Below are 17,484 nucleotides of genomic sequence, written 5' to 3' on the forward strand. Positions count from 1 at the left end.
GCACAGCACCACAGCACAGAACATCAGGGTGGACACGCGCGGGAGGTGTCCACCCTGAGCTGTGTCCCGAGATTCCCAGGAAGCCGACGGACGGCCGAGCACCCCGTCGAGGGCCCGTCGCCCACGGCTCGGCTCGGGGGCGGGTCTGGTGCTCTCCTCTTGGAGGAGGGAGGCGTCGCGGACGAGTCGGCCCTGAGCTCGTCCGCCAGAACAGTGGAGGGAGGACAGTGACGGCCCTGGGCCGCCGCGGGGGCCGGGGACGAGGGACGAGGGACAATCCCCTGCGTCGCCCCGCCCCCGGGCAGCCCGCCGCTACCCCTCCATCAGCCCCGTCTGCACCAGCGGGTTCCCCCGGCGCCGGGTGACGAAGATGCCCCGGCCCGCGGGCATCGGGCGCGGTCGTACGTTGCCGAGGATGTCGCCCTCGTTCGGGTCGCCCGACAGCACCACACCCTGTGCGCCCAGCTCGATCATGCGCTGGAGGAAGGGCTCGTACAAGGCCCGGCTGGCCCCCGCCGTATTGCGGGCGATGATGAAGCGGACGCCCACGTCGCGGGCGAACGGAAGCAGCTCCGTGATCGCCGACAGCGGGTTGCCGCTCGACGTGGAGACCAGGTCGAAGTCGTCGATGACGACGTACACCGTGGGGCCCTGCCACCAGCTCTGGTCGCGCAGCTCCTGCGCCGTGACGTCGGCGGACGGTGTGCGGCGCTTCATCAGGTCATGCAGCGCCGCCATGTGGTGTTCCATGTTGTTGGACATCGGGATGTACTCCGCCAGGTGCGACCGCGGAGTCACATCGAGCAGCGAACGCCGGTTGTCGATGACGAAGAGCTTGCAGGAATCGCCGTCGTACCGCTCGGTCAGCTGTTTGATGAGCAACCGCAGCAGGTTGGACTTCCCGGACTCGCTCTCGCCGAACGCCAGGAAGAACGGGTCCTGATCGAAGTTCAGGAACACCGGCTCCAGGTTGTTCTCGTCGATACCGAAGGCGACGCCGCGCTCCGGTACCGCGTAGCCGGCCGGAAGCTCGCTCGCCGGCAGCGCGCGCGGCAGCAGACGCACCGCCGGGGCGGGCGCGGCCGTCCAGTGGCGGGCGGCTTCCTGGTTCATCGCCGCGGTGGCCTCCGAGAGGTCGCTGTCGGAGTTGATGCTGTCGATGCGCGGCACCGCCGCCATGAAGTGCAGCTTCTCCGGGGTCAGGCCGCGGCCCGGCACCCCGGCGGGCACGTTGGCCGCCACCTTGCGGTCCAGTTCGGAGTCCATCACGTCACCGAGCCGCAGCTCCAGGCGGTTCATGAGGTGGTCCTTCAGGCTGGCCCGCACCTCCATGGAACGCGACGCCGTGACGATCAGGTGGATGCCGTAGCCCAGCCCGCGGGCCGCGATGTCCGTGGCCGCCGTCTCCAGCCCCTCGTAGTCCGTCCGGAAACTGCCCCACCCGTCGATGACCAGGAACACGTCACCCCACGGCTGGTCAGTCACCGAGATGTCACCGCGCGCCCGCAGCCTGCGGAACGTGGCGATGGAGTCGATCCCGGCGCTGCGGAAGTACTCCTCGCGCCGCGCCATGATGCCGTACACCTCGGCGACCGTACGGCGTACCCGCTCAGGGTCGAGGCGGGACGCGATGCCGCCGACGTGCGGCAGACCCGCGATCGAGGACATGCCGCCGCCACCGAAGTCCAGGCCGTAGAACTGGACCTCCTCCGGTGTGTGGGTGAGCGCGAAGCCGGCGATGAGTGTCCGCAGCAGCGTCGACTTCCCCGACTGCGGCCCTCCGGTGATCTGCATGTGGCCGGCGGCGCCGGAGAAGTCCCGGTAGAGAGTGTCACGCCGCTGCTCGAACGGCTTGTCGATGACGCCCAAGGGCACGACCAGCCGGCCGGCTCCCTCGAAGCCGGGCTGAGTCAGCCCCCGGCCCTGCACCGGGGAGAGCCCCGGCAGCAGCTCGTCCAGCGACGGCGGATTGTCCAGCGGCGGCAGCCACACCTGGTGGGCGGAGGCCCCGCGGCCTTCCAGACGGCGCACGATCACATCGAGCACCGTGTCCGCCAGCGCGTCGTCCTGCGTCGAGCGCTGATCCGGTACGCCTCCGGACTGCGCCGTCGGCTGGACGTACCGCACCGGAACCGGCGCGGCCGTGAACGGAACCGGCCTGCGGTCCACCGGAAGCGGACCACCCGGCGTGGCGGCCCGGTGCGCGCCCGAGCGGTACACCCCGGAGACGTACGCGGCCTTGAACCGGACCATCTCCTCCGTACCGAACTTGAGCAGCCCGGAACCGGGCACGTTGGGAAGGTGGTACGCGTCGGGCACACCGATCGCGGCCCGTGACTCCGCCGCCGAGAACGTCCGCAGACCCACCCGGTACGACAGATACGTCTCCAGGCCGCGCAGGCGCCCCTCCTCCAGGCGCTGCGAGGCCAGCAGCAGATGCACGCCCAGCGACCGGCCGATACGGCCGATCTGGACGAACATTTCGATGAAGTCGGGTTTGGCGGTGAGGAGTTCGCTGAACTCGTCGATCACCAGGACGAGCGAGGGAATGGGCTGCAACGGCGCACCGGCCGCGCGCGCCTTCTCGTAGTCGTGGATGTTGGCGTAGTTGCCCGCGTCGCGCAGCATCTCCTGCCGGCGGTTGAGCTCACCGCTGATGGAGTCACCCATACGGTCGACCAGCGTCAGGTCGTCCGCGAGGTTGGTGATCACGGCCGCGACGTGGGGCATCTGTGCCATCCCCGCGAAGGTCGCGCCACCCTTGAAGTCGGCGAGAACGAAGTTGAGCGTCTCCGAGGTGTGGGTGACGGCGAGACCGAGCACCAGCGTACGCAGCAGCTCGGACTTGCCGGAACCGGTGGCGCCGACGCAGAGGCCGTGCGGACCCATGCCCTCCTGGGCCGCCTCCTTGAGGTCCAGCATGACGGGCGCTCCGTCCTCGCCCACACCGATCGGCACCCGCAGCCGCTCCGCCTGCGACCGCGGCCGCCAGGTCCGGCTGACCTCGATCGAGGCGGCGTCCCCCAGGTTCAGCAGATCGGTGAACTCCAGGTTGGCCAGCAGGGGTTCGTCGTCGTCCCCACCCGTGGCCATGTGCAGCGGGGCCAGCTGGCGGGCGAGCGCCTCGGCGGCCTCGTAACTCAGCAGGTCCGGAACCCCGTCGTAGACGAGCCCCTGGCCCGACTCCAGCTGCAACGACTTCGGCTGCACCACGATGGAGAGGCCCCCTCGGGACCCGGTGACCTCCCCCGGCACCACCTCGATGACCGTCACACCCTGCAGGCCCTCCGCCGAGGCGAGCACCGACATGGGGGGCACCGACTCGCCGTCCAGGACCACCACGATGTGCGGCTGCTCCATGAGCGGCTGACCGCCCGGCTGGAAGCGGGGCCTGCCCTCCAGGCGCCCGGCCAGCAGCTCCTCCAGGGCCAGGGCGTCGGTGGTGATCAGACGCCGGCTCCCGGCCCCGTCCACGGGCCCGGAGGCCTGGGCGTGCGGGAGCCACTTCGCCCACTCCCACTGCGGCGCGGACTCCGTACCGGTCGCGACCGCGATCACCAGGTCCTGGGGGGAGTGCAGAGAGGCCAGCCCGCCGACCATGGCCCGCGCCGCGGAGCGCGCGGAATCCGCGTGGCCGCTGATCGTCAGGTGGTAGAACGCCCGCAACGAGACGGCCATGGGCAGGCCGTCCAGGGTGGAGTGCGTCGCCAGGAACTGCTGCATCGCCCCGGCGGCCAGCGGCTCCAGTTCGTCCACCGGCGCCGTCTCGGGCGCGATCAGCGGCGTGGCCAGCTCCTGACTGCCCAGCCCGATGCGCACCTGCGCGAAGTCCGCGTCACCGGCACGCCGCTCCCACACCCGGCTGCCCTCGGCGACGAGCGCCCACAACTGCTCGGGAGAGGGGTGGAGGTAGAACTGCGCGTCCCGCTGCTTGCGGGCCGTCTTCAGCACCGCGCGCCGGGTCTGCGTCAGGTACTTCAGGTAGTCGCGGCGCAGGTCCGCCAGCTCCCCCTGTGTGCCGCGCCGGTACCGCACGAGCATCGCGATGGCCATGGCCACCGTGGAGGCGATCATGATCATGCCCATGATGCGCATGATCGGGTTCGGCGTCATGAAGAAGAAGACGACGGAACCACCCATACCCAGCATCGGCAGGAGCTGCATCAGCACCCCCTCCTGCTGGCCTCGGGGGAGTTCCGGCGGAGGTTGCAACTGCACCTGCTCGACCGGCACTTCGGTGGGCAGGGCCCGCGGCGGGCGCTTGACTACGATCTGGCTCACAGCTCACCAATTCCCTTGCCGGACGGAAGTGTTCCTATCGGCGCCCCCGTGGCGACGGGCTCCATCCGCGGGAAGGATCCTACTGGCGTAGCGGCGGTCCCATGGCGGTAGGGTGTCGCGACGCGTGTACGCATCCGCTAACTGATCCGAGAAGGCGGTCATTCGGGACGTGCGGTGCGATCCGTGGTCCCGGCGGTGCGTTTCCGGCACAAGCGGACGCGGCCCGGCGGAAGCGGGGTAGCGGTGGCAGCGGAAAAGCCGGTCGGCGGGAGCCGCGGCAACGGCGGTACAGAAGCAGCAGAACAGCAGCAGAACAGAACAGCGGCAACACAACGAAGCAGCAGCAACAGAACAGCAGCACAACAGAACAGCAGCACAACAGCAGCAGCACGAACGACAGCACGAACAGCGGTAGAAGCGCAGAACAAGCCAGCAGTAGGGGGAGCACCAGGTGACCATGACGGCCCAAGCGGCAGCCACCGGATCCGGTCGGCAAAGTCACGGGACCCCGTCCGGCAGCGGCACCGGATTCTGCCGGGTCACGGTCGTCGCGCCCGACAGCCGTGTCGACGTGGCCCTGCCCGAGGACATCCCCGTAGCCGATCTGTACCCCGAGATCCTCCGGCTGTCCGGACAGAGTCCCGCCCCCGGCGCACCGGTCGGCTACCACCTGGTGCGCCGCGACGGCACCGTCCTGGACAGCGCGCGTACGCTCGCCGGTCACCGCATTCTCGACGGCGAGCTGCTGTCGATGCGGCCCTTCTCCGAATCACTGCCCCCCGCCGTCTTCGACGACGTCTCGGACGCCGTCGCCACCGCCGTGGCCAAGGACCGCACGCTCTGGGGAGACGCCCTCATGCGCGGCGCCGGCCTCTTCGGCGGTGCTGTCCTGCTGGCCCTGCTCGGCTTCGTGCTGTGGACGGCCGACCCACTCCACGACATGCACGGCCTGCCGGGAATCCTGGCTGCCATCGTCGCCCTGCTCCTGCTCGCCTTCGCCTGCGTGCGTGCGCGGGTGTACGACGACCGCGCCTCGTCGATCGCGCTCGGCACCGGCGCCCTGGTGAACGCGGCGGTGGCCGGCTCCGGCCTGCTGCCCCTGAGTACCGGGCAGGGCGTCGGACGGCTGCAGTTCCTGCTCGCCTGCGCGGCGGTCCTGGTCGTGGCGGTCATCCTGATGATCGTCGCGCCCGGCGGAGACGGGCCGTTCGTCGCGTTCGTCTTCGCGAGCGTCATCGGCCTCCTGGTCACCTTCATCGCGATCCTGAGCGACATGAAGCCGATCGAGGCCGCCGCCGTCTGCTCCCCACTCGCCGTCGGGGCCCTCGCCTTCCTGCCGGGACTCTCCACCCGCTTCGCCCGGCTGCCCATCGGGTTCGAGCCGCCCCGCACCACGGTCGGCGACTACGGGACCTCCGAGCCCGCGCCCACGGGCCCGGTGGACGCCGTACGCCTCGCCGCCCAGGCGCGGCGCGGCCATGAACTGCTCCTCGGCCTGGTCGGCGGCTGTGCCCTGGTCGCCGTGGCGGCCGCCGCGGTGCTGGGGTTCTCGAACAACGTCTGGGGCCAGCTGCTCGCCCTGGCCACCGGGGTCGCCATGCTGATGCGCGCCCACCTGTTCCGCTACACGGCCCAGGTCGGCTGCACGCTCGCCGCGGGCCTCGGCTCCCTTGTCCTGCTGGGCCTGGGGCTGTCCCTCAACCCGCCGGTCGCCCTGGTGCGCGACGCGCTGCGGGGTGACGGCGCGGCACTCGACATCCGTACGGTGTGGCTCGCCGCCGCGGTCGCCGGCGTCGCCGTCCTGATCACCGCCATCGGCCTGATCGTGCCGCGCAAGGGGGTGACCCCGTTCTGGGGACGCTTCCTGGAGATCGCCGAAACGCTCGTCCTGCTGACCCTGCTCCCGCTCTGCCTCGCGGTCTTCGACGTCTACCACTCGATCCGCGCCCTCACCAGCTGATCACCGAAGGGGCGCCGACTGATCACCGAAGGGGCCCGAGCGATCATCCAAAGGCGCCGCTGGTCAGCGGCGGGCAGCGGATGATCGCCCGGTGGGGCCCCCGCTGGTCAGCGGCGGGGCGTGACCCGAATGGCTGGTACTCTGTCCAGTGGCCGTTTGTATACGCGTCCTCGGATCATCCTGGGGGCTGCGCTCATCGGACCTTCGCCTCCGAGTCACGGAAGCTCCCCTGAGATCAAGACCAGGGGCACTCGTGGGCGCTTCGAACATCAAGAGGAGTACGCGTGCCGCTCGACGCCGCTACGAAGAAGCAGATCATGTCCGAGTTCGCCCAGAAGGAGGGTGACACCGGATCCCCCGAGGTCCAGGTCGCCATGCTCTCCCGCCGGATCTCGGACCTGACGGAGCACCTCAAGACGCACAAGCACGACCACCACTCCCGTCGTGGTCTGCTGATCCTGGTCGGCCAGCGTCGCCGCCTCCTGCAGTACCTGGCCAAGAAGGACATCCAGCGCTTCCGTGCGCTCGTCGACCGCCTCGGCATCCGCCGTGGCGCGGCCGGCGGCGCCAAGTAAGGACGCTGTGGAAAGGGAGCGGTTCCCGCGTTTGAGGGGACCGCTCCCTTTGCCGTACGTGCACGACCGGTGTCAGGCTCAGTAACCTGGGTGCAGTGACACCCGCACGAGCGAGAACGCATCAGCGGGAACGCGCGAGCAAAACGCAAGAACGAGGGAGAGGCGCGACGACACCGCCGCCGGTCCTCGGTAGTGGCCCCCGGGAACATGCCCGGGAGCTTCGATCGAAGACCGGCCCGCATCCACGGTGCGCCTCTCCCACACCGTCCCCCGCCACACGGGCGTGAGGACGAAAGACGACGAGTATGGAGAAATCACTAGTGGAGAACGAGACCCACTACGCCGAGGCCGTTATCGACAACGGAACCTTCGGCACCCGCACCATCCGCTTCGAGACGGGCCGCCTGGCCAAGCAGGCCGCCGGCTCCGCCGTCGCGTACCTGGACGACGACACCATGGTGCTGTCGGCCACCACCGCTTCCAAGCGGCCCAAGGACAACCTCGACTTCTTCCCCCTCACGGTGGACGTCGAGGAGCGGCAGTACGCGGCCGGCAAGATCCCCGGCTCCTTCTTCCGCCGCGAGGGCCGGCCCTCCGAGGACGCGATCCTCACCTGCCGCCTGATCGACCGGCCGCTGCGCCCCTCCTTCAAGAAGGGCCTGCGCAACGAGATCCAGATCGTCGAGACGATCATGGCGCTCAACCCCGACCACCTGTACGACGTGGTCGCGATCAACGCCGCCTCCTGCTCCACCATCCTGGCGGGCCTGCCCTTCTCCGGCCCGATCGGCGCCACCCGCGTCGCCCTGATCAAGGGCCAGTGGGTCGCGTTCCCGACGCACACCGAGCTCGAGGACGCCGTCTTCGACATGGTCGTCGCCGGTCGCGTCCTGGAGGACGGCGACGTCGCGATCATGATGGTCGAGGCCGAGGCCACCGAGAAGACCATCCAGCTCGTCAAGGACGGCGCCGAGGCTCCCACCGAGGAGATCGTCGCCGCCGGTCTGGACGCCGCGAAGCCCTTCATCAAGGCGCTCTGCAAGGCCCAGTCGGACCTGGCCTCCAAGGCCGCCAAGCCGGTCGGCGAGTTCCCGGTCTTCCTGGAGTACCAGGACGACGTCTTCGCGGCGCTCTCCAAGGCCGTCACCTCCGAGCTGACGCAGGCGCTCACCATCGCCGGCAAGCAGGACCGCGAGGCCGAGCTGGACCGCGTCAAGGAGATCGCCGCCGAGAAGCTCCTCCCGGCCTTCGAGGGTCGGGAGAAGGAGATCTCCGGTGCGTACCGCGCGCTGACCAAGAAGCTGATCCGCGAGCGCGTCATCAAGGACAAGGTCCGCATCGACGGCCGTGGCGTCACGGACATCCGTACGCTCGCCGCCGAGGTCGAGGCCATCCCGCGCGTACACGGCTCGGCGCTGTTCGAGCGTGGCGAGACCCAGATCCTGGGCGTCACCACCCTCAACATGCTCCGTATGGAGCAGCAGCTGGACACCCTCTCCCCGGTGACCCGCAAGCGCTACATGCACAACTACAACTTCCCGCCGTACTCCGTCGGTGAGACGGGCCGCGTCGGCTCCCCGAAGCGCCGCGAGATCGGCCACGGCGCCCTCGCCGAGCGCGCGATCGTGCCGGTCCTCCCCTCCCGCGAGGACTTCCCGTACGCGATCCGCCAGGTCTCCGAGGCGCTGGGCTCCAACGGCTCGACGTCCATGGGCTCGGTCTGCGCCTCCACCATGTCCCTGCTGAACGCCGGTGTGCCCCTCAAGGCCGCCGTCGCCGGTATCGCCATGGGCCTCATCTCCGAGGAGATCGACGGCAAGACGCACTACGTCGCCCTCACCGACATCCTCGGTGCGGAAGACGCGTTCGGTGACATGGACTTCAAGGTCGCCGGTACGAAGACCTTCGTCACCGCGCTCCAGCTCGACACCAAGCTCGACGGCATCCCCGCCTCGGTCCTGGCCGCCGCGCTGAAGCAGGCCCGTGACGCGCGTCTGCACATCCTGGACGTCATGAACGAGGCCATCGACGTCCCGGACGAGATGTCCCCGAACGCCCCCCGGATCATCACCGTCAAGATCCCGGTGGACAAGATCGGTGAGGTCATCGGCCCCAAGGGCAAGATGATCAACCAGATCCAGGAGGACACCGGCGCCGACATCACGATCGAGGACGACGGCACCATCTACATCGGTGCCCAGCAGGGTTCGCAGGCCGAGGCCGCCCGCGCCACGATCAACGCGATCGCCAACCCGACCATGCCGGAGGTCGGCGAGCGCTACCTGGGTACGGTCGTCAAGACCACCACCTTCGGTGCGTTTGTCTCGCTCATGCCGGGCAAGGACGGTCTGCTGCACATCTCGCAGATCCGCAAGCTCGCCGGTGGCAAGCGCGTGGAGAACGTCGAGGACGTGCTCGGCGTCGGAGCCAAGGTCCAGGTCGAGATCGCCGAGATCGACTCCCGCGGCAAGCTCTCCCTGATCCCGGTCGTCGAGGGTGAAGAGGCTGACGAGAACAAGGACGACACCGACAAGTGACGTCCCGTAGTTCCCGGGCGACGGCCCGCGCCTCCTCCAAGGCGCGGGCCGTCGCCCGTACCCAAACGCTTCTCAAGGGCAAGGACGGCATCGGCACCGTCCGCCGGACCGTCCTCCCCGGCGGTCTGCGGATCGTCACCGAGACCCTGCCCTCCGTCCGGTCCGCCACCTTCGGCATCTGGGCCAACGTCGGTTCCCGCGACGAGACGCCCACCCTGAACGGCGCGACCCACTACCTCGAACACCTCCTCTTCAAGGGCACCGCCAAGCGCACCGCCCTCGACATCTCCTCCGCGATCGACGCGGTCGGCGGAGAGATGAACGCCTTCACGGCGAAGGAGTACACCTGCTACTACGCGCGGGTCCTGGACACCGACCTGCCGCTGGCCATCGACGTCGTCTGCGACATGCTGACCGGCTCGCTGATCGCCCCCGAGGACGTCGACGCCGAGCGCGGCGTCATCCTCGAAGAGATCGCGATGACCGAGGACGACCCGGGCGACTGCGTGCACGACCTGTTCGCGCACACCATGCTCGGCGACACCCCCCTCGGCCGCCCCGTCCTCGGCACCGTCGACACGATCAACGCGCTGAACCGCGGCCAGATCGCCCGCTTCTACAAGAAGCACTACGACCCCACGCACCTCGTCGTCGCAGCGGCCGGCAACGTCGACCACGCCACGGTCGTGGCCCAGGTCCGCCGTGCCTTCGAACGCGCCGGGGCACTCTCCCGCCACGACGCCGTCCCGATGGCGCCCCGCGAGGGCTCCCGCACCCTGCGCACCGCCGGCAAGGTCGAGCTGCTGAACCGCAAGACCGAGCAGGCCCACGTGGTCCTCGGTATGCCCGGCCTCGCCCGCACCGACGAGCGGCGCTGGGCGCTCGGCGTCCTCAACACCGCCCTCGGCGGCGGCATGAGCTCCCGCCTCTTCCAGGAGGTACGGGAGAAGCGCGGCCTGGCCTACAGCGTGTACTCGTACACCTCGGGCTTTGCCGACTGCGGCCTCTTCGGGGTGTACGCGGGCTGCCGCCCGAGCCAGGTCCACGACGTCCTGAAGATCTGTCGCGACGAGCTGGACCGGGTGGCCACGCACGGTCTGGACGACGACGAGGTCGCCCGCGCCATCGGGCAGCTCGCCGGGTCCACCGTCCTCGGCCTGGAGGACACCGGCGCCCTCATGAACCGCATCGGCAAGAGCGAGCTGTGCTGGGGCGAGCAGATGTCCGTCGACGACATGCTCGCGCGCATCGCGGAGGTCACCCCCGACGACGTACGGGAGGTGGCGGGCGAGCTTCTTACCCACCGCCCCTCGCTCTCGGTCATCGGCCCGCTCAAGGACAAGCAGGCGGACCGCCTCGACGAAGCGGTCTCCTAATCCCCTAAGGAACCAAGATGAGCAAGCTGCGCGTAGCCGTTCTCGGTGCGAAGGGTCGCATCGGCTCCGAGACCGTACGGGCGATCGAGGCCGCCGACGACCTGGAGTTGGTGGCGGCCCTGGGCCGGGGCGACGATCTGGAGACCCTCGCGGACACCGGCGCCCAAGCCGTCGTCGAGCTCACCACCCCCGCGTCGGTGATGGGCAACCTCGACTTCTGCGTCCGGCACGGCATCCACGCCGTCGTCGGCACCACGGGCTGGACCGACGAACGGCTCGCGCAGCTGACCACCTGGCTGGACGACTCCCCGGGGACGGGCGTCCTGATCGCCCCGAACTTCTCCATCGGCGCCGTCCTGACCATGAAGTTCGCGGAGCAGGCCGCCCGCTACTTCGAGTCCGTCGAGGTCGTCGAACTGCACCACCCGGGCAAGGTCGACGCCCCCTCCGGCACTGCCACCCGCACCGCCCAGCTCATCGCGGCCGCCCGCGCCAAGGCGGGCAGCGCACCTCAGCCGGACGCCACCGCCACCGCCCTGGACGGCGCGCGCGGCGCGGACGTCGACGGTGTCCCGGTTCACGCGATCCGGCTCCGCGGCCTCCTGGCCCACCAGGAAGTGCTCCTCGGCGGCGAGGGCGAGACCCTCACCATCCGCCACGACTCCCTCCACCACAGCAGCTTCATGCCGGGCATCCTGCTCGGTGTCCGCGGTGTGGTGACCACTCCCGGCCTCACGTTCGGCCTGGAACACTTCCTCGACCTGAACTGACTGAGCCCACCATGCGCGCAAAGATCACCTACATCGTCACGGCCGCCGTCCTGGTCTTCTACTTCGGGCTGGTCGGCAGCCGCGGCCTGATGCTCATCCGGCACGGCACGCTGGTCACGATCACCTTCGGGATCGCCGTGCTGATCCTGCCGGTGATCGGCGTCTGGTTCCTCTGGAAGAACACTCAGTTCGTCCGTCGTGCCAACGCCCTGGCCGCCGAGCTGGACGCCGAGGGCGGCCTGCCGGTCGACGAGCTGACCCGCACCCCGTCCGGCCGCATCGACCGGGACTCCGCCGACGCGGTCTTCACCAAGCGCCGTGAGGAGACCGAGGACGCCCCGGACGACTGGCGCACCTGGTTCAGGCTGGCGGTCGCCTACCAGGACGCGAGGGACACGCCGAGAGCCCGCAAGGCGATGCAACGAGCGATCGCCCTGCACGCGAACCGGCCGGCACCTTCGAACCCGTCCGCCGAACCCACACCCTCCAGCCCGCCCGGCGGCTGAGGACACCGACCCGAACCCGTCCGTCCCGCGCCTGAGGACTTCTGCCACGCCGCACGCAGATGAGCCCGGGACCCGCAAGGGCCCCGGGCTCATCCACCTACAGGCGACGGCTCACACCTGTCGGTACTCGTCCGCCCAGGCCTCCACCGCGTCCGTGGCCCGCTCGAACGCCTCCTCACGCCCGAGGAAGTCCGCGTTGTGGTCGGTGGTCAGCGGCGGCAGCGTCTCACCGCTCTGCCGGACCACGACGAGCGCCTGGCCCTGGACCGTACGGGGAAGGCCCATCCACTTCACGGGCTGCTGGACCGTACGAACGGCGGACGTGCCGCTCCAGGCCACCGTTGTGGTCCGGAAGAACGCGACACGCCGTACGCCGTGGCGGCTGACCCACGCGCCGACCCGCAGCAGTCGCAGGGCGGCGGCGATCAGCGCACCGGCCAGGGCCAGGCACACGGTGGCGCCCGAAAGCGCTCCGGCCACACCGATGATCATGGCCGCGAGCAGAACGAACGAGGCCAGCAACAACAGGGTGGCCGCCGCCGCGACCCGCCACGGGCCGGGGCGGTAGGGCCGCCGCCAGTTGTCGTGGTCGTCGAACGGCAGCGCGACGTCCTCCGCGCTCGCATCGAATGCGCGGTCGGCCGTCAGAAAGGGCAGGGGCACGACTCATCCTCACTCACAAGCACGCTCGATTGCTGTGCCCGGTGAGGCTACCGAGAGTGTCACCGGCCCGACCACCCCAGGGGGTCCGTACGAGTCAGCGGCCCTGCGACGCTTCGGACTGCTTGCCGTGCGCGGGTGACTGTTCGGAGTCGAGGGCCGGGAGCCCCAGCAGCAGTGAGCCCACGAGACCGGCGACCACGGTAAGCCCGACCAGGGACCGCCCCAGAAGTTCGGGAACAGTGGCGCGGGTCGAGGGAGGGGGAGTGACATTACTGCGGAATCGGTCGGACTCGGCGACGAACGAGAACGGGACGGCTTCACGCCGGCGGAACATGAGGAAACTCTCCTTGATCTCAGTGGCGGGTACTGCTAATGAGTCAGACGTACGAACGACCCGATCGGTGCCCCGAATCGCCGTAATGTTTGAAGGACTCCACGAACGGCTGCCCGAGGCCGTCGCGTACATGCGCCGTCCGCCCGGCCCGTAAAGTGGTCGCCGCCCGAGCGATGTCATTGGAAGGACCCCCGTCGGTGACCGACACTCCCGAACCCGCAAAGCCCCACTTCCGCAGCGACGTCACCGTCGGGCTGGTGAAGAGCGACGCTCGCGACGCGGACGTGCTGTTCGCCGCCCGTGTCTCCACCGCCGGTGAGCAGTCGCTGGAAGAGGTCACCAAGGACCCCGAGCGCTCCAAGGGGCTCATCAACTACCTCATGCGGGACCGGCACGGCAGCCCGTTCGAGCACAACTCGATGACGTTCTTCATCAGCGCCCCGATCTTCGTCTTCCGCGAGTTCATGCGACACCGCGTCGGCTGGTCGTACAACGAGGAGTCGGGCCGCTACAGGGAGCTGGACCCGGTCTTCTACGTCCCCGGAACCTCCCGCAAGCTGGTCCAGCAGGGCCGCCCCGGCAAGTACGAGTTCGTCGAGGGCACCGAAGAGCAGTACGACCTGACGACCCGCGCCATGGAGGAGTCCTACCGGGCCTCCTACGCGGCGTACCAGGAGATGCTGGCCGCGGGCGTGGCCCGCGAGGTCGCCCGCGCGGTCCTGCCGGTCGGCCTCTTCTCCACGATGTACGCCACCTGCAACGCGCGCTCCCTGATGCACTTCCTCGGGCTGCGCACCCAGCACGAGCTGGCGAAGGTTCCGTCCTTCCCGCAGCGCGAGATCGAGATGGTCGGCGAGCAGATGGAAGCCCACTGGGAGCAGCTCATGCCGCTCACTCATGCCGCCTTCAACAAAAATGGACGGGTAGCCCCGTAGGCGGTGTCCGTATTGCGGCGTTTCGAGAAGTTCATCTAGGCTGATCAAACGGACCCGGCACTGCTTGAACCCCCGAGCAGGCAGTGCCGGGATCCTCTTCCCCGTCCCCCCCGAGGGGACCCCGCGCGCTGAGCAGCGAGTAGCGTGTTACCCATGGCTCCGATCTCCACTCCGCAGACCCCCTTCGGGCGGGTCCTCACCGCTATGGTCACGCCCTTCACGGCGGACGGCGCTCTCGACCTCGACGGCGCCCAGCGGCTCGCCGCCCACCTGGTGGACGCAGGCAATGACGGCCTGATCGTGAACGGCACCACCGGTGAGTCCCCGACCACCAGTGACACGGAGAAGGACCAGCTCGTTCGAGCGGTACTCGAAGCGGTCGGCGACCGAGCGCATGTCGTCGCCGGCATCGGCACCAACGACACCCGGCACAGCGTCGAGCTCGCCCGGACGGCCGAGCGCACTGGTGCCCACGGCCTGCTCGCCGTGACGCCGTACTACAACAAGCCACCGCAGGAAGGTCTGCTCCGGCACTTCACGGCCATTGCCGACGCCACCGGCCTGCCGGTGATGCTGTACGACATCCCCGGCCGCAGTGGGGTGCCGATCGACACGGAGACCCTCGTGCGGCTGGCCGACCACCCGCGGATCGTCGCGAACAAGGACGCCAAGGGCGACCTGGGCCGCGCCAGCTGGGCCATCGCCGAATCGGGACTCGCCTGGTATTCGGGCGACGACATGCTCAACCTGCCGCTCCTCTCGGTCGGCGCGGTCGGCTTCGTCTCCGTGGTCGGCCACATGGTCACTCCCGAGCTGCGGGCCCTGATCGACGCGCACCTGAGCGGCGATGTCCAGAAGGCCACCGAGATTCACCAGAAGCTGCTTCCGGTCTTCACCGGGATGTTCCGCACCCAGGGCGTCATCACGACGAAGGCCGCCCTGACCCTCCAGGGACTTCCGGCCGGACCACTGCGCCTGCCGCTGGTGGAGCTCAGTGCCCAGGAGACGGCCCAGCTCAAGATCGATCTCGCCGCCGGCGGGGTACAGCTCTAATCACGGACTTCACAACTGAACACGCGAGGCGACTCGCATCGAGCACCACCCCAAGACAACAGCAAGTGCACGAATGACATGCGCGCCACGTGCCTCAGCGGTACGTGGCGTGCGTGGTAAGGAGAGTCTTTTGAGTCATCCGCATCCTGAACTCGGTACCCCGCCGAAGCTCCCGAAGGGCGCCCTGCGGGTCACCCCGCTCGGCGGCCTGGGCGAGATCGGCCGCAACATGACGGTCTTCGAGTACGGCGGCCGCCTGCTCATCGTCGACTGCGGCGTCCTCTTCCCCGAGGAGGAGCAGCCGGGCATCGACCTGATCCTGCCGGACTTCACCACGATCCGGGACCGCCTGGACGACATCGAGGGCATCGTCCTCACGCACGGCCACGAGGACCACATCGGTGGTGTCCCGTATCTGCTGCGCCTGAAGCCGGACATCCCCCTCATCGGCTCGAAGCTGACCCTCGCGCTCATCGAGGCGAAGCTCCAGGAGCACCGGATCCGTCCGTACACCCTTGAGGTCACCGAGGGCCAGCGCGAGCGCATCGGCGTCTTCGACTGCGAGTTCATCGCGGTCAACCACTCGATCCCGGACGCTCTCGCCGTCGCCATCCGCACCCCCGCGGGCATGGCCGTGGCCACCGGTGACTTCAAGATGGACCAGCTTCCGCTGGACGGCCGTCTCACCGACCTGCACGCGTTCGCCCGGCTGAGCGAGGAAGGCATCGACCTCCTCCTCTCCGACTCCACGAACGCCGAGGTTCCCGGCTTCGTGCCGCCGGAGCGGGACATCTCCAACGTCCTGCGCACCGTCTTCGCGAACGCCCAGAAGCGCATCATCGTGGCGAGCTTCGCCAGCCATGTGCACCGCATCCAGCAGATCCTGGACGCCGCCCACGAGTACGGCCGCAGGGTCGCCTTCGTCGGCCGCTCGATGGTCCGCAACATGGGCATCGCCCGCGACCTGGGCTATCTGAAGGTTCCCGCCGGACTGGTCGTCGACGTCAAGACCCTCGACGACCTCCCGGACGACGAGGTCGTGCTGGTCTGCACGGGTTCGCAGGGCGAGCCGATGGCCGCCCTCTCCCGGATGGCCAACCGCGACCACCAGATCCGGATCGTCCCGGGCGACACGGTGATCCTCGCGTCGTCCCTGATCCCGGGCAACGAGAACGCGGTCTACCGCGTGATCAACGGCCTGACCCGCTGGGGCGCCAACGTCGTCCACAAGGGCAATGCCAAGGTCCATGTCTCGGGCCACGCCTCGGCCGGCGAACTGCTGTACTTCTACAACATCTGCAAGCCGAAGAACCTGATGCCGGTCCACGGCGAATGGCGCCACCTGCGCGCCAACGCGGAACTGGGCGCCCTCACCGGCGTGCCGAAGGACCACATCGTCATCGCCGAGGACGGCGTGGTCGTCGACCTCATCGACGGCAAGGCGAAGATCGTCGGCAAGGTCCAGGCCGGTTACGTCTACGTCGACGGCCTCTCCGTCGGAGATGTCACCGAGACCTCTCTCAAGGACCGCCGCATCCTCGGCGACGAGGGCATCATCTCGGTGTTCATCGTGGTCGACAGCTCCTCCGGCAAGATCGTGGGCGGTCCCCACATCCAGGCCCGGGGCTCCGGCATCGACGACAGCGCCCTCGTGGCCGTCACGCCGAAGATCCAGGAAGCCCTGGACAAGTCGGCGCAGGACGGCGTGATGGAGCCCCACCAGCTCCAGCAGATGGTCCGCCGGACGGTCGGCAAGTGGGTGTCCGACACCTACCGCCGGCGCCCGATGATCCTTCCGGTCGTCGTCGAGGTCTGACCCCTCACGACCGTCTGACCTGGAGCGGGGCTCCCCGATTTGCATCGGGGAGCCCCGCTCCAGTACGTTTACGTCTCCGCCTGAACGGGAAGCGCCACGCGCACTTGTGCGCCTGGAGGGCCTCGAACAGGGCGGGAATTCCGACTCAGAATCTCTGATAAAGTCGGAACCGCCGAAAGGCAAGGCCACTCCACAGGCCACCGGAAATCGAATTCGGACCGGAAACGGAACGAAAAAGAGTCTGGTAAAGTTGGAAACGCCGGAAAGGGAAAACGCGAAAGCGAAGGACCTGGAAGCGAAATGCAGAACCCGCTTCGACCGGGAATCGGACACGAAAGAGTCTGATAGAGTCGGAAACGCAGGACAGCAAGACAAAGTAGTAACGAAGGGAAGCGCCCGGAGGGCCCCGGTGAAACGGGACCGAAGGAAGCGTCCGTTCCTTGAGAACTCAACAGCGTGCCAAAAGTCAACGCCAGATATGTTGATACCCCGGCCTGCTTCGGCAGGTTGGTGGTTCCTTTGAAAGTCCTGTCGGCTCACTTCGGTGGTCGGTAGGCAATGACACAGCGAGGACGCTGAGAATAACGGGTCTTATTCCGACCGGTTGTTCCGCTCTCGTGATGTGTGTACCCGATTACGGGTAAACATTCACGGAGAGTTTGATCCTGGCTCAGGACG

General features: G+C 68.7%; 12 protein-coding genes. 9 read left to right on the forward strand and 3 right to left on the reverse strand.

What is annotated here, in order from left to right; genetic code table 11:
• Positions 1 to 312: 312 nt before the first annotated feature.
• Positions 313 to 4,281: a type VII secretion protein EccCa gene (gene eccCa / locus ACZ60Q_RS15625; protein ID WP_469633781.1), complete on the reverse strand. Its 3,969-nt coding sequence runs from the start codon at positions 4,279 to 4,281 to the stop codon at positions 313 to 315.
• Positions 4,282 to 4,738: 457 nt separating this feature from the next.
• On the opposite strand from eccCa, the gene eccD reads away from it, so the two are divergent.
• The 6 genes from eccD to ACZ60Q_RS15655 all read left to right on the forward strand — a co-directional run bounded on the left by eccD (position 4,739) and on the right by ACZ60Q_RS15655 (position 12,005).
• A complete protein-coding gene (gene eccD / locus ACZ60Q_RS15630) occupies positions 4,739 to 6,241 on the forward strand; it encodes a type VII secretion integral membrane protein EccD (protein WP_469633862.1) in 1,503 nt (500 codons plus the stop codon).
• A 284-nt stretch (positions 6,242 to 6,525) separates the two neighbouring features.
• Entirely contained in the window at positions 6,526 to 6,816 is a 291-nt protein-coding gene (gene rpsO, locus ACZ60Q_RS15635) for a 30S ribosomal protein S15 (RefSeq protein ID WP_003965855.1), read from the forward strand.
• 320 nt (positions 6,817 to 7,136) lie between these two features.
• Positions 7,137 to 9,353, forward strand: a complete 2,217-nt coding sequence (locus tag ACZ60Q_RS15640) for a polyribonucleotide nucleotidyltransferase (RefSeq protein WP_469633865.1) — start codon at positions 7,137 to 7,139, stop codon at positions 9,351 to 9,353.
• On the forward strand, positions 9,350 to 10,729 hold the full coding sequence (locus ACZ60Q_RS15645; RefSeq protein ID WP_469633784.1) for a M16 family metallopeptidase: 1,380 nt from the start codon (positions 9,350 to 9,352) through the stop codon (positions 10,727 to 10,729). The genes ACZ60Q_RS15640 and ACZ60Q_RS15645 overlap by 4 nt, the downstream gene beginning before the upstream one ends.
• 17 nt (positions 10,730 to 10,746) lie before the next feature.
• Positions 10,747 to 11,499, forward strand: coding sequence for a 4-hydroxy-tetrahydrodipicolinate reductase (gene dapB / locus ACZ60Q_RS15650; RefSeq protein WP_469633787.1), 753 nt, complete (start codon positions 10,747 to 10,749; stop codon positions 11,497 to 11,499).
• Positions 11,500 to 11,510: 11 nt separating this feature from the next.
• The gene (locus ACZ60Q_RS15655) at positions 11,511 to 12,005 is read left to right on the forward strand and encodes a hypothetical protein (protein WP_469633790.1); all 495 of its coding nucleotides are present in this window, start codon (positions 11,511 to 11,513) and stop codon (positions 12,003 to 12,005) included.
• A gap of 111 nt (positions 12,006 to 12,116) precedes the next feature.
• Here the strand turns inward: ACZ60Q_RS15655 and ACZ60Q_RS15660 are convergent, their stop codons facing one another.
• On the reverse strand, positions 12,117 to 12,668 hold the full coding sequence (locus ACZ60Q_RS15660; protein WP_469633793.1) for a hypothetical protein: 552 nt from the start codon (positions 12,666 to 12,668) through the stop codon (positions 12,117 to 12,119).
• A 94-nt stretch (positions 12,669 to 12,762) separates the two neighbouring features.
• A complete protein-coding gene (locus ACZ60Q_RS15665) occupies positions 12,763 to 13,002 on the reverse strand; it encodes a hypothetical protein (protein ID WP_069756827.1) in 240 nt (79 codons plus the stop codon).
• 197 nt (positions 13,003 to 13,199) lie between these two features.
• On the opposite strand from ACZ60Q_RS15665, the gene thyX reads away from it, so the two are divergent.
• The 3 genes from thyX to ACZ60Q_RS15680 all read left to right on the forward strand — a co-directional run bounded on the left by thyX (position 13,200) and on the right by ACZ60Q_RS15680 (position 16,806).
• Positions 13,200 to 13,937 carry an FAD-dependent thymidylate synthase gene (gene thyX / locus ACZ60Q_RS15670; protein WP_469633796.1) on the forward strand — a complete coding sequence of 246 codons (738 nt, stop codon included), beginning with the start codon at positions 13,200 to 13,202 and terminating at the stop codon, positions 13,935 to 13,937.
• 153 nt (positions 13,938 to 14,090) lie between these two features.
• A complete protein-coding gene (gene dapA, locus ACZ60Q_RS15675; RefSeq protein ID WP_469633798.1) occupies positions 14,091 to 14,990 on the forward strand; it encodes a 4-hydroxy-tetrahydrodipicolinate synthase in 900 nt (299 codons plus the stop codon).
• A gap of 130 nt (positions 14,991 to 15,120) precedes the next feature.
• Positions 15,121 to 16,806 carry a ribonuclease J gene (locus ACZ60Q_RS15680; protein ID WP_469633801.1) on the forward strand — a complete coding sequence of 562 codons (1,686 nt, stop codon included), beginning with the start codon at positions 15,121 to 15,123 and terminating at the stop codon, positions 16,804 to 16,806.
• The last annotated feature ends 678 nt before the right edge of the window (positions 16,807 to 17,484 follow it).

The organism is Streptomyces sp. NPDC104313, from assembly GCF_055583985.1.

Bases quoted from the DNA above. Each gene is read 5' to 3' on its own strand.
- eccD (WP_469633862.1), top strand. From the start codon at position 4,739: ATGACGGCCCAAGCGGCAGCCACCGGATCCGGTCGGCAAAGTCACGGG.
- dapB (WP_469633787.1), top strand. From the start codon at position 10,747: ATGAGCAAGCTGCGCGTAGCCGTTCTCGGTGCGAAGGGTCGCATCGGC.
- ACZ60Q_RS15655 (WP_469633790.1), top strand. From the start codon at position 11,511: ATGCGCGCAAAGATCACCTACATCGTCACGGCCGCCGTCCTGGTCTTC.
- ACZ60Q_RS15665 (WP_069756827.1), bottom strand. From the start codon at position 13,002: ATGTTCCGCCGGCGTGAAGCCGTCCCGTTCTCGTTCGTCGCCGAGTCC.
- dapA (WP_469633798.1), top strand. From the start codon at position 14,091: ATGGCTCCGATCTCCACTCCGCAGACCCCCTTCGGGCGGGTCCTCACC.